The sequence below is a fragment of the Streptomyces sp. JJ38 genome, from assembly GCF_019303475.1.
In the GTDB taxonomy this organism is placed as follows: Bacteria; Actinomycetota; Actinomycetes; order Streptomycetales; family Streptomycetaceae; genus Streptomyces.
This window is the reverse complement of sequence record NZ_JABLSI010000016.1, coordinates 55158-67603: the sequence shown is the minus strand read 5'-3', so window position 1 is coordinate 67603 and position 12446 is coordinate 55158. Positions and strand designations below refer to the sequence as shown.

The window sequence follows — 12446 nt, the reverse complement described above, 5'->3', positions numbered from 1 at the left end:
CAGGGCCGGTACGAGACCCGTACGGGCCGCCCGGACCCCGCTCGGGCACGCCGCCGAGGCCGCTCGGGCGCACCGCTACGCTGGCCGCATGAGTGATCTCGCAACGGGGCTGCGCTGCCTGGGCCGGGGTCAGCGCTGGGTGGCCGGCCACGGGCGGTGGTACGGCTTCGGGCTGATCCCGGCCGCGATCGCCCTCGTCCTGTACGCGGCGGCCCTGGTCCTTCTGGGCCTCTTCGCCGGGGACCTCGCCGCCTGGGCGACCCCCTTCGCCGACGACTGGGATCCCGCCTGGCGCACGCTGCTGCGGGTCTCCGTGGCCGTACTGGTTTTTGCGGGCGGGCTCATGCTCGCCGTCCTGAGCTTCACCGCGGTCACCCTGCTGATCGGCGACCCGTTCTACGAGAAGCTCTCGGAGAAGGTGGAGGAGTGCGAGGGCGGCTGCCCGAGCGCGCCCGACGAGCCCCTGTGGCGAGGGTTGTGGCGCTCCGCCTGCGACAGCCTGTACGTCCTGATGTGGGCCCTGCTCTTCGCGGCGCCGCTGCTCCTGCTCGGGTTCGTGCCCTTCCTCGGGCAGACCGTCGTCCCCCTGGCCGGCCTGGCGGTCTCCGGCTTCTTCCTCACCGTGGAACTGTCCTCGGTGGCCCTCCAGCGCCGCGAGGTGCCGGTGCGCGAGCGGATGCGGCTGGTGCGGGGGCGTCTCCGCCTCGCCCTGGGCTTCGGCGTGCCGCTGGCCGCCGCGTTCCTGGTGCCCTTCGTCGCCGTCTTCCTGATGCCCGGCGCGGTCGCGGGGGCCGCCCTGCTGGTGCGGGAGCTGTACGACGAGACCTGGCCCGGGCCCGGGGCCGGCGTCCCGGAGGACGACCGGACCCGGACGCTCGGGCCGTACCGCTAGAGTGCGGCGCCCGCTACGGCCGGAAGCGCAGGACCTGCGGGTCGTGGTCGCTGATCTGGTCGGAGAACTCGGCGTTGGTGTGGACGATGTCGTAGTCGTACCGGCGGATGCCGGGGGAGACCAGCGTCTGGTCCAACACCTGTGCGTTGCCCTGGAAGACGTAGGTGTAGCGGTCCGCGGCGGGCAGGGAGTACACCGCGCTGGACAGGACGCCGCCCTCGGTCAGGGTGTCGGTGACCGGTGAGAACTCGAAGTCGTTGATGTCCCCGAGGACGACGACGTTCGCCTTCTTCTGCACGGCCAGCACGTCCTTGACGAACGCGTTCACCGAGCGGGCCTGGGCCAGCCGCTGCTCCTCGGAGGAACGGTTCGGCGGCTGGAAGCGCGAGTGCAGCGCCTGGTCCCCGCCCTTGGACGCGAAGTGGTTCGCGACGACGATGACCGTCCGGCCGCGGAAGCGGAACTCCCCGGCGAGCGGCTTGCGACTGTCCTCCCAGGCGGAGTTCAGCGGGTCGACGCGACCGGGGGAGAGGGTCAGCGACGCCCTGCCGCGACGCTTGACGACCTCCGTCGCGCTGGTGGCGTCGCCCTCGCCGCGGTCGACGAACGAGACCCGCTCGGGGTTGAAGAGGAACACGTTGCGGATGTTGCCCCCGGGCTGGCCGCCGTCCTGCTTGTCCTGCGGCGCGATGCCGCGCCACGCGTACCGTGGGCCGCCCGCCGCCGCGATGGCGTCGGTGAGCAGGCGCAGCGTCTCGTCGGCCGTGACGGTGCCGTCGTCCTCGGGGCCCGAGTCGTCCTGGATCTCCTCCAGCGCGATGACGTCGGGGGCGGCCAGGTTGTGCACGATGCCCTCGGCGAGCCGGTCGAACTTGGCCCGGTCGTCGCCCGGGTCCAGGTTCTCCACGTTGTAGGTGGCCACGGCCAGTTCGCCGCGGCGCTGGGCGCGGGTGGCCTCCGGGCGCAGACCGGCGTCCCGCACCTGGCCCAGGTCGCGGGCGGCGAGCAGGTAGCCGCCGTACTGGTCGTAGTCGAGCGGGCCCTCGGCGGAGCCCAGGACGTCACCGGTGTCGGCCTGGGGGAAAGGCAGCTGGGAGACGGGCGTGAGCGAAGTGATCTTCAAACGCCCGGAGTTCTGCTCCTCGTAGCCCGCGTAGCGGGTGCCGCCCCGGTGCGTCGGGTTCTGCTCCGGCTCCACGGTGACCCACAGGTCGTGGTAGCGGGAACTCGGCCCGACCACGCGGGCGTCGTCCACCCGCACGTTCATGCCTTCGAGCGACTCGTAACGGTCCAGCGCGTACCGCTCGGGCCGCAGGGGCAGTTCGTCGATGGAACCGTCGGAGCCGGTACCGCGCGGCGCGTACCGCTCGGGCACGGCGTCCGCGTCCAGCACCGTCGGCGCGGGCAGCTCGGCCCCGGAGGACACGACGGTGACCTCGGCGCCGGAGAGTTGCGTCACCGACTGGTTGCCGGAGCCCCGGCCCCCGTAGGTGTACTCGCCGACGCGGCCGCTGACGCGCACGACGTCCCCCGGTTCCACGGTCGGCGTCCGGCCGGTGTAGACGAAGACACCCTCGCTGGTGGCGGGGTTCCCGTCCCCGTCGGCGTCCTGGAACCAGAAGCCGCGTGAGCCGTAGGGGCGCACGCCGGTCACGATCCCGGGCACGTGGCTGACCCGTTGCCCGGCCAGCGGGCTGACCCGGGAATCGCCCTGGATGTCGTGGATACGGACGTCGGCGGTGCCGGCCGTGCCCGCCGTGGCGGCGGCCCCGGCCGGGTCGGCGGCCGAGGCGTCGACGGCGAGCAGCGTGGACGTCACGGCCGCGACGGTGAGCGCGGCCAACGCGGCACCGGGCCTGGATATCTGTCGAGTGGTCACGTGCGGTCCCTCCGGGACGGAGTGGTGCGACAAGGGGTCTGTGAGGGGAACTTCTACGCGCGTAAAAGTCGCTCAGCGCGCGGCCCGTGTCAAGGCATGCCAGGTTGCCCGCGGGGGACGGATCGGTGAATCCGGCGTCCGGGGCGTCTTCCGTCTAGTCTGGGTGACCGGCTGATAACTGCCGTGCACCAACGGGGTTTCGACGCACCGGTGCGCGGAGGCCGCCTGCCCTTCCGATCCGCGCGAGGAGTCCGACGCCGATGACCGGTGACGACCGTCCGTCCATGCCGCCCGTGCGGCTGCCCGCCGAGGCCGAGTTGGCCCGGGACGCGCTGGCCGCACCCCTGCTCCACCGGGCGGTGGCCCTGGCCCGGTGGGCCGGGGACGGTGTGCGCCTCACCGTGGGCGGTGAACTGCCGGCGCAACGGCTCGCGCAGGCCCGCGAGGCGCTCGGGCTCACCGCAGACCGGCCGGCGGACGAGGTTGCCGGTGCCGAGGGCGGGGAGGGCGACGAACCGGTCATGGACGCCTGGCGGATCGCCGTGGAGTCGGGTCTGGTGAACATCGCCCCGCAGGCCGGCGACGAGGAGGACGTCGCGACCGCGGGCGAGGCGGTCAAGCTGCTCACGGCGGGCGGCCCCGGCGACGTGCTCGACGTCTGGCGCGACGTGTGGGGGGCGGCCCTCGCCCTGGCTCTCGTACCGCCCCTCGACGAGCTCGTCGGCGACCTCCTCGAAGCCACACCCGGCGACGGCTCGGGCGAAGCGGATCCGACCGAGGCCGCGGAGGCGGAGTGGGACGTCGACGAGGCGGCCGACTTCCTCGACGCGGCGCTGGCCAACCTCTACCTCCTCACCGCGACCGACCCGGCCGTCACCGCCGGGGCCCCGGTGCCGCTGCCCGTACTCGCCGCCTCGATGGTCCTCCCCGACGACGCCGACGGCCTGGAGCAGCCCACGGACGCCGTGCTGGAGGAGGTCTCCGACGTGATGATGCGGTTGGACGCCCAGTTGCGCGGGCTGGAGGCCGCGGGCGCCGTCGAGTACCGGCCCGTGGACGAGGACCTGCTGCTGGAGGCGGACGAACAGCAGGTCGCGACCGAGGAGCTCGAGGACGAGGAGCTGACCCGCTACGGCATGGTCCGCTTCACCGCGCTCGGGCTCTACGGGGAGCGGGCCCGGCTGCTGGAGGCGGGCGTGGAGGCACCGCTGGTGGGCGATCTCGCGGGCGCCGACGCGGTGGAGGTCCTCTCCGCGGTGTGCGGCTACCCCGAGGAGTCGGCGCAGGCGGAGCTCGAGCAGTGGCTCGACGGCCGCCCGGTGGCGGAGGCCGCACGCGCCCTGCTGTCGGCGGCCCGGGGCACCGACGTGCTGGCCCCCCGCCGCCGGCTGCTGTGCCAGCAGGGGCTTTCGGTGGTCGGCCCGGAGGCGGAACCCGCCCTGCGCGAGGTGCTCTCCGACCCCGAGCTGGGCGGGCTGGCCCGGGTCTGGCTGACCGAACGCGGCGCCCAGGACGTGCCGCCACCGGACGAGGAGCTCGTCTTCTGGCTCACCGTGGACACCCTCGCCGCCCAGCTCGATCCGGAGGACCCGACCGTCGCGCCCCCGGAGCTGGGCGAGCTGATGGCCGGGCTGGTGGCCCAGCACAGCGGGTTCTTCGACAAGGCGTGGCGCGTCGACCACCCGGCCACCGCACACGTGCTGGAGGCCATGGCCCGGGCGCACCCGGACCGCGCCACGGCCAAGGCGGCCCGCAAGGCGGCCTACAAGGCCCGCTCCCACCAGAGCTGAACCCCCGGGCGGCCGGCGGGCCGGCGGGCCGGCGGCGAGCGGGCCGGCTCCGCGCCCGAACCGGTTTCCGGCCTACAGCGCCTGGCCGCCGGGCTTGAGGAGGCCGCGGGCGGTGCGGGCGTCGAGGAACTGCCCGAGCGCCGTCATCTCCCACTCGCCGGAGTACTGCCGGATGAACTTGCACATCAGCACGGCCGTGCGCGGCTCGGAGTCGGTGAGGTCGAACCGCACCAGCTCCTGGCCGCGCTCGTCGAGCAGCCGGCAGTACGCCTTGGCCACGTCGCTGAACTTGTGCCCCCGGTAGGAGTTGACGGTGAAGACCAGCCCGGTGACCTCGGGCGGCAGCCCCTCCAGGTGCACGGTGATGCTCTCGTCGTCTCCCGCGCCCTCACCCGTGAGGTTGTCCCCGGAGTGCTGGATCGCGCCCCGCAGGATGTTCAGTTTGCCGAAGTAGCAGACGTCGAGGGGCTTGCGGTTGGCGTCGTAGGCGATGACCGAGGCGTCCAGGTCGATGTTCTTGCCCCGGTAGGCCGGCTCCCACCCGAGGCCCATCCGCAGAGCGGAACGCACCGGCTGGTTGTCCTTCACCAGGGAAACGGTCTCGTTCTTCCGCAGGTTCACCCGGCCCTTGTCCAGGTTGATCTTCCCGGCCCCGGGTGCCGGGGCGGCCTGAGCGGGCGGCGGGGCCGCGGCCGTGGCAGGGGCGGGCGGAGCCGGGGCGGCGGCCGGAGCGGGCGGGGCTGCCGAGGCGGGAGCCGGCGTGGGGGCAGGCTCCTCGATGGTCACGCCGAAGTCCGTGGCGATGCCCGCCAGCCCGTTCGCGTACCCCTGGCCGACGGCACGCACCTTCCAGGTGCCGCCACGCCGGTAGACCTCCATGACGACGAGCGCCGTCTCCGGGCCGAGCTGCGGTGGGGTGAACGTCGCCACCACGGCTCCGGAGTCGGCGTCCCGCACCGTGGCCGTCGGCTCGGTACCGGCGAACGTCGCGCCCGGCGCGTCCAGACTCGCCGTCACGACCACCTTCTCGATGTCGGCCGGCACGGCCGCCGTGTCCACCGTGATGGTGTCCGCGGCACCGCCGCTGCTGTGCGACACGCCCGGGCCGGAAGGCTGGTTGTAGAAGACGAAGTCGGCGTCGGAGCGCACCTTGCCGTCGGCGGCGATCAGCAGCCCCGAGACGTCCAGCCGCACCGGAGCGGAGACGTCGACGGCCACGCGGGCCGCGCTGAGGGGCAGGTTCGAGCCAGGAGTCATTGCGGTCATGCCCGTGGTAACGACCGGCCGAGCGGCACGGTTCCTCCCCGCCACGCCCCTATCCGCTCCACCGGGCCGCGGTCTCCACACCGTCGTCCGGGCCGGAACCGGGAGTGGCGGCGATCTCCGTCAGGTGGCCGTAGACGACGACGTTCCCCAGGTAGCCCTCGGTGCTGGAATAGCCGCCGCCGCAGGTGATGAGCCGGATCTCGGCGCCCTCCGAGGGGCCGTAGACCCTGTCGTCGGGGAAGTCCTCCCGGGAGTACACCTCGATGGCGTCGATCTCGAACGTTGCGGTGAGACCATCGGCCCGGTCCACGGCGACGGTGTTCCCCCGCTCCAGCGCCCCCAGGCCGTAGAACACGCTCGGCCCCGACTCGCTGTCCACGTGACCGGCGACGATGGCCGTTCCCCTGGCCCCGGGCGTCACCCCGCCCTCGTACCAGCCGGTGAGGTTCTCCGCGTCCTGCGGCGGGACCTCCAGGCCGCCGTCCGGCTCCAGCCCGAGCGGCATGATGGCCGCGTCGACGCGGATCTCCGGTATCCGTATCCGCACCGGCGCCGCCGGGGGCAGCGGGGCCACGGCGTCCGGCTCGGTCCGGTCCCCCGGCCGCTCCGCGGGGCGGACGGCCTGCTCGGGGGAGGGCTGCGGCGGCAGCGCCTCCTGCGGGCCGTGGTCCAGCAGCCACACCCCGGTGCAGAGTCCGATCGCCACCAGGGTCGCGGCGATCGTCTCGCGGCGCCGCTCGGCTGGGGTCATGGCCTTCCTGTGGCCCATCGCCGCTCCTCCGTGTCCCGGCGGCGCCTCGTCAGGAGCGGTCCCGGTCGCGCCGGCGGTGCAGCAGACTGCCGCACAGCGCACCGACGGCGAGCACGGCGGCGGTGACCAGGAAGCCCCCGGTGCCGTGGCTTCCCCGCCCGCCGGCCGCGACGGCCGGTTCGACGCCGAACCCGAGGGCGACCGGTATCGCGGCACCCAGGGCGGGACCGGTCAGGGCGCGGACTGTACGCATGCGGTTCACTCCTTCGGCACCGGACGGGGAACGGCGTCCATGAACCGAGGAAACCGGCGGCCCGCCGCGGTCGCGAGACGATCGTGCCCCCGGGGGCCGCCGTTGCGGCCCCGGGGCGGCCCGCGCGGGGACGTCCGCGCAGCTCAACAGCGCGGTTACGGCGTTCGAGCGACCTGTGGCGAACGGGCGACCCGGCGTGTCGCGCGGCAGGCCGCCGCCGCCCCGAGGTACCCGTGCCCGGGTCAGGGCCGTGGTGGCGTCAGCCCCGCCCGCCGGGGGCGGACGGAACCCCTGCCGAGGAGAGGGGATGGCGGTCAGGGCGGCGGTAAGACACACATGGGATCGGCGCCCGCGCCAGGGTGTCGTGGAGCCGAGGCGGTGGCGGCCCCGTGGCAGATCGCCCAGCGGTTCATCGCGTACCCGGCGAACAGGCCGCCACCGGAGGACCCACACACCCGCGGGACGGGAGGAAGCCCTCCGGGCGGCCTCGACGGACCCCGAATTCCCATGGACAGCCCGGGCTCGGCCCCGGAGAATCCGATCATGTCGATTTCGATGGGCGCGGAGTTCGCGCCGCAGACGACGTATCTCAACACCGCCGCACACGGCGTGTTCCCGGTCAGGACGGCCGCCGCGCTCCGGTCCGCCGTGGAGGACATGGCCGCGGCCCGGCTGGACCACTACGCCCTCATCGAGCGGATCGAGGAGGCCAGGGCGAGCTTCGCCGCCGTGGTCGGGCTCCCCGTCGAGCGCGTGGCCACGGGCTCGGCCGTGTCGGTCCATGTCGGGATGATCGCCCAGTCCCTGCCGGAGGGCACCGAGGTGCTGGTGGCCGAGGGCGACTTCAGCTCCCTGGTCAACCCCTTCCACGTCCGCCCCGACCTCACCCTGCGGCAGGCTCCGCTGGACGGGCTGGCGGAGGCCGTCCGGCCCGGCACCGGGCTGGTGGCCGTGAGCGCCGTGCAGTCCGCCGACGGCCGGGTGGCGGACCTGGTGGGTATCAGCGCGGCCGCCCGGGCGGCGGGCGCCCGGGTGCTCGTGGACACGACGCAGTCGACCGGCTGGCTGCCCATGGATCCGGCGTTGGCCGACTACACCGTCTGCGGCGCCTACAAGTGGCTGCTGTGCCCGCGCGGCACGTCCTTCCTGACGGTGCCGGAGGACGGCGGCGGGCTGCGGCCGACGCATGCCGGCTGGTTCGCGGGGGAGAACCGCTGGGAGACGTGCTACGGGCCGATCGACGAACTCGCCGGCTCGGCGCGCCGCTTCGACGAGTGCCCGCCCTACCTGCCCTTCGTGGGCGCGGCCGCCTCGCTCGGCCTGATCGAGGAGGTCGGACCCGCCGCGATCGGGGAGCACAACAGGGAACTGGCCGCGCGGTTCCGCGCGGGAGCGGTGGAGGCGGGGCACCGTCCGGTGCCGGGCGACTCCGCGATCGTCGCGGTGCCCGGGCTGGGGGACGCGGCCCCGGAGCTGGCCAAGGCGGGTGTCGACGTCTCGGCGCGGGCGGGGAACCTGCGGGCGTCCTTCCACCTGTTCAACACGGCCGCCGACGTGGACCGGCTGCTGGCGGCGCTGGCCGGGCTTCGCTGACGCCCTCCGCGCAACGAACACGCCGCCCCTCACACGACAGCGGCGCACGGACATGACAGCGGCGCGGTGCGTCCCTCCAGGAAGGGGCGCACCGCGCCGCGTGGCTCACTCGGAAGCTCCGGTCATCCGCCTCGGGGGCCGGACGGGCCGTCTGCCGGCCTTTCCGGCCCCCGGGGACGAGCCACCGGGTGGGTCGGACTCAGCGGTCAGCGGACGGGGGTGAAATCCCGTGCCCCGAGGAAGTCGGGCCGCCGGACCGGAGCGGCGAACGGCTCTACAGCGGTGTTTTCCACACTGTTGAAGACGATGAACACGTTGCTGCGCGGGTACGGAGTGATGTTGTCACCCGAACCGTGCATGCAGTTGCAGTCGAACCAGGTGGCCGAACCGGCCTTGCCGGTGAACAGCCGGATGCCGTGTGCGTCGGCGAACTCGGTGAGCGCCTCGTCGGACGGCGTCCCGGCGTCCTGCATCTGCAGGGACTTCTTGTAGTTGTCCTTCGGCGTCGCGCCGGCGCAGCCGAGGAACTTCTTGTGGGAGCCCGGCATGATCATCAGACCGCCGTTGGTGTCGTAGTTCTCGGTGAGAGCGATGGACACCGACACGGTCCGCATGTTCGGGAGGCCGTCCTCCGCGTGCCAGGTCTCGAAGTCGGAGTGCCAGTAGAAGCCACTCGCGCCGAAGCCCGGCTTGACATTGATGCGGGACTGGTGGACGTAGACGTCCGAGCCGAGAATCTGCCGTGCCCGGCCGACGACCCGCGGGTCGCTGACCAGACCGGCGAAGATCTGACTGATCTTGTGCACCTCGAACACGGTCCGGATCTCCCGGGACTTCGGCTCGACGATCGAGCGCTCGTCCGCGAGCATCTCCGGGTCCGAGATGAGCCTTTCCAGTTCCCCGCGGTACAGCGTCACCTCTTCGGGAGTGATGAGCTGATCGACCGCGAGGAACCCGTCACGCTCGTAGTCCGCCAGGTGCCCGGCCGAGATGGGGCCGGGAGCGCCCGGTGCGGACCACACCACCGGGTCCTGCCGCGGGCTGGCCACTTCGGTGGCCCCCCGGGTCGGATACAGGTCGGTGATGCGCTCGGGTGCGAAGGTCATGGGAGTTTCCTTCCTCTCCTCTCGTACGGCCCTGTCCTCTTTCCGGATCGTTGCCTGCGGGTCGCGAGACCCGTGAGATGGAGTGTTCCCCGCAGGAAACGTTCCAATGACGGCACGGGCCGCAAACCCCCTGTTCGGAGGCTTACAGCCCGTGCCGAAACCTCAGTCGTCCTCGGTGAGCAGCGGGTAGACGCCGTTCTCGTCGTGGTCCTCACGACCGGTGACCGGCGGGTTGAAGACGCAGATCACGCGGAAGTCGGTCTTCGGACGCAGCGTGTGCTTCTCGTGCCCGTCGAGGAGGTACATCGTGCCGGGGGTGATCCAGTGCTTCTCACCCGTCTCGTCGTTGGTGAGCTCGCACTCGCCCTCCACGCAGAGCACGGCCTCGATGTGGTTCGCGTACCACATGGACGTCTCGGTACCGGCGTAGAGCACCGTCTCGTGCAGGGAGAATCCGACCTTCTCCTTGGCGAGGACGATGCGCTTGCTGCGCCAGGTGCCGGAAGCGGACTTGACGTCCCGGTCGGTGCCTTCGATCTCCTGAAGGGAACGGACGATCACAGTCGGAGTGCCTTTCTGGTCGTTCGGCTACGGGTTGGCCCAGCCACGGGGCGGCCCGCCCCGGTCGGGGCGGGCCGGGTGTCCTTGCTGGTCAGAGGGTCTCGCGAATGGCGCGCGCCAGGATGCGCAGGCCCTCGTCGAGCTCCTCGGGGGTGGTGGTCAGGGCGGGCAGCAGCTTGACGACCTCGCTCTCCGGGCCGGAGGTCTCCACCAGCAGGCCCAGGTCGAAGCAGCGCCGGGCGATCTTACCGGCGACGGCCTTGTCGGCCATCTCCATGCCCCACACCAGGCCGCGGCCGCGGTACTCCACGACGGCGTCCGGGTGCTCGGCGGCGATCTCGCGCAGAGCGGCCTCGACCTGCTCGCCGCGGGCCAGGGTCTGCTTCTCCATCTGGCCGTCGGCCCAGTAGGTCTCCAGGGCGGCGGTGGCCGTGACGAAGGCCGGGTTGTTGCCGCGGAACGTGCCGTTGTGCTCGCCCGGCTCCCAGAGGTCCAGCTCCGGCTTGAACAGCGTCAGGGACATGGGCAGCCCGTAGCCGCTGATCGACTTCGAGACGGTGACGATGTCCGGGGTGATGCCCGCCTCCTCGAAGGAGAAGAAGGCACCGGTGCGGCCGCAGCCCATCTGGATGTCGTCGACGATGAGCAGCATGTCGTGCCGCTCGCACAGGTCGGCCAGGGCCCGCAGCCACTCCGGGCGGGCGACGTTGATGCCGCCCTCGCCCTGGACCGTCTCGACGATCACGGCGGCGGGCTTGTTCAGACCGGAGCCGGAGTCCTCCAGCAGCCGCTCGAACCAGATGAAGTCCGGCGTCTGCCCGTCGAGGTAGGCGTCGAACGGCATCGGGGTGCCGTGCACCAGCGGGATGCCGGCGCCGGCGCGCTTGAAGGCGTTGCCGGTCACGGCCAGCGAGCCCAGCGACATGCCGTGGAAGGCGTTGGTGAAGGAGACGATCGACTCGCGGCCCTTGACCTTCCGGGCCAGCTTCAGCGCGGCCTCGACGGCGTTGGTGCCCGTCGGGCCGGGGAACATGACCTTGTAGGGCAGGTCACGCGGGCGCAGGATGACGTTCTGGAACGTCTCCAGGAAGGCGCGCTTGGCGACGGTGGACATGTCCAGGCCGTGGGTGACGCCGTCGCGCTCCAGGTAGTCGATCAGGGCGCGTTTGAGCACCGGGTTGTTGTGCCCGTAGTTGAGCGACCCGGCACCGGCGAAGAAGTCGAGGTACGTATGGCCGTCCTCGTCGTACATGTGACTGCCCTGGGCACGGTCGAAGATCGTGGGCCAGCCACGGCAGTAGCCACGCACCTCCGACTCCAGGGTCTCGAAGACGCTCAGGTCCGGCTGGGTGATGGTCACGGAAGGCTCCTGGGAGTGAGTCGTGAAGGGAGGGAAGTCTGCGGTCGGGGGGTGACCGGCGGTCGGCCGGGCCGGCGGTCCGGGAGGCCGTACGGCCCACGTCCGGACCGGCTCGCGCCGGGGCGGTCCGCACCGGGCCGGAGGGCGCCAGGACGGGCCGCGCGACGGCCGGGCACCGGGTTCAGCCGAGCGCGCCGGCGAGCGTGCGCACCGGGCCGATCCGGTACAGCACCTCGGGCTCGTGCTCGTCGCCGGGGAAGACGGCGCCGTCGAACAGCACCTCGCGGTGCAGCTCGGCGCCGTGGCGCTCGGCGAAGGAGGTGAACAGCCGGTTGGAGGGTGCGTTGTCGGGGGTGACCGTCGTCTCGATCCGGTCGGCGCCCAGGTCTTCCGACACCCGTGCGGTCAGTCCGTCCAGCATGGCACCGGCGAGCCCCCGGCCCCGCTGGCTGTGATCCACCGCCACCTGCCAGATCAGCAGCGTCTGCGGTGACTGCGGGCGGATGTAGCCGGTGATGAAGCCGACCGGTTCGCCGTTCCCGTCGCGAGCCACCACGGAGGTGGCGGCGAAGTCGCGGCACCACAGGAGGTAGCTGTACGAGGAGTTCAGGTCGAGTACCTGGGAGTCGCGGGCGATGCGCCAGATGGCCGCGCCGTCGTCGACCCTTGGCGTGTCGAGCTTCAGCCCCTCGGGCATTTCGAGAAATTCGCTTCGGGCACTTGCATGGTCAGCTTGTGCGGGGGTCATGTCGATTCAATTTACCCAGGAAAAAGTCAGATTGCATCGCGGCGTGGGGTTACGCAGAGCGCGATGATGTGTTATCGCGCGCGGGCGCGCCTGTGCTCACCGGGTCGGGTAAAATGACTGGTCATGTCGGACATGCGGGTACAGAACCCGGGCGGTGTGGAGTCTGTCACAGGTGCATAACGACCCAGGCTCCTGTCCGAATCACGGGCGCCTGTGGCCACGGGAAAAGAAGGTGGTTTGACCTGGG

At 72.2% G+C, this 12446-nt stretch carries 11 protein-coding genes; 3 read left to right on the top strand and 8 right to left on the bottom strand.

Going from position 1 to position 12446, the window contains the following annotated elements:
- Positions 1-88: 88 nt before the first annotated feature.
- The gene (locus tag HPT28_RS11185) at positions 89-892 is read left to right on the top strand and encodes an EI24 domain-containing protein (RefSeq protein WP_219090872.1); all 804 of its coding nucleotides are present in this window, start codon (positions 89-91) and stop codon (positions 890-892) included.
- 13 nt (positions 893-905) lie between these two features.
- Here the strand turns inward: HPT28_RS11185 and HPT28_RS11180 are convergent, their stop codons facing one another.
- Positions 906-2771 carry an endonuclease/exonuclease/phosphatase family protein gene (locus HPT28_RS11180; protein ID WP_219090871.1) on the bottom strand — a complete coding sequence of 622 codons (1866 nt, stop codon included), beginning with the start codon at positions 2769-2771 and terminating at the stop codon, positions 906-908.
- A gap of 260 nt (positions 2772-3031) precedes the next feature.
- On the opposite strand from HPT28_RS11180, the gene HPT28_RS11175 reads away from it, so the two are divergent.
- Entirely contained in the window at positions 3032-4561 is a 1530-nt protein-coding gene (locus HPT28_RS11175) for a hypothetical protein (protein WP_219090870.1), read from the top strand.
- A 72-nt stretch (positions 4562-4633) separates the two neighbouring features.
- Here HPT28_RS11175 and HPT28_RS11170 read toward each other — a convergent pair whose 3' ends face one another.
- Genes HPT28_RS11170 through HPT28_RS11160 form a run of 3 tightly spaced genes read right to left on the bottom strand, consistent with a single transcriptional unit; the run spans position 4634 to position 6831 of the window.
- Entirely contained in the window at positions 4634-5818 is a 1185-nt protein-coding gene (locus tag HPT28_RS11170) for a TerD family protein (protein ID WP_219090869.1), read from the bottom strand.
- A gap of 58 nt (positions 5819-5876) precedes the next feature.
- On the bottom strand, positions 5877-6596 hold the full coding sequence (locus HPT28_RS11165; RefSeq protein ID WP_374226952.1) for a class F sortase: 720 nt from the start codon (positions 6594-6596) through the stop codon (positions 5877-5879).
- Between the two features lie 31 nt (positions 6597-6627).
- The gene (locus HPT28_RS11160; protein ID WP_219090868.1) at positions 6628-6831 is read right to left on the bottom strand and encodes a hypothetical protein; all 204 of its coding nucleotides are present in this window, start codon (positions 6829-6831) and stop codon (positions 6628-6630) included.
- Positions 6832-7374: 543 nt separating this feature from the next.
- On the opposite strand from HPT28_RS11160, the gene HPT28_RS11155 reads away from it, so the two are divergent.
- Positions 7375-8424, top strand: coding sequence for an aminotransferase class V-fold PLP-dependent enzyme (locus tag HPT28_RS11155; RefSeq protein ID WP_219090867.1), 1050 nt, complete (start codon positions 7375-7377; stop codon positions 8422-8424).
- 206 nt (positions 8425-8630) lie between these two features.
- Here the strand turns inward: HPT28_RS11155 and thpD are convergent, their stop codons facing one another.
- From thpD to ectA, 4 genes are all read right to left on the bottom strand, one after another.
- Entirely contained in the window at positions 8631-9530 is a 900-nt protein-coding gene (gene thpD / locus HPT28_RS11150; protein WP_219090866.1) for an ectoine hydroxylase, read from the bottom strand.
- Positions 9531-9692: 162 nt separating this feature from the next.
- A complete protein-coding gene (locus HPT28_RS11145; RefSeq protein WP_219090865.1) occupies positions 9693-10091 on the bottom strand; it encodes an ectoine synthase in 399 nt (132 codons plus the stop codon).
- Positions 10092-10182: 91 nt separating this feature from the next.
- Complete coding sequence (gene ectB, locus HPT28_RS11140) at positions 10183-11451, bottom strand: diaminobutyrate--2-oxoglutarate transaminase (protein WP_219090864.1); 1269 nt, start codon at positions 11449-11451, stop codon at positions 10183-10185.
- A gap of 181 nt (positions 11452-11632) precedes the next feature.
- Positions 11633-12148 carry a diaminobutyrate acetyltransferase gene (gene ectA, locus HPT28_RS11135; protein WP_257578416.1) on the bottom strand — a complete coding sequence of 172 codons (516 nt, stop codon included), beginning with the start codon at positions 12146-12148 and terminating at the stop codon, positions 11633-11635.
- Positions 12149-12446 lie beyond the last annotated feature (298 nt).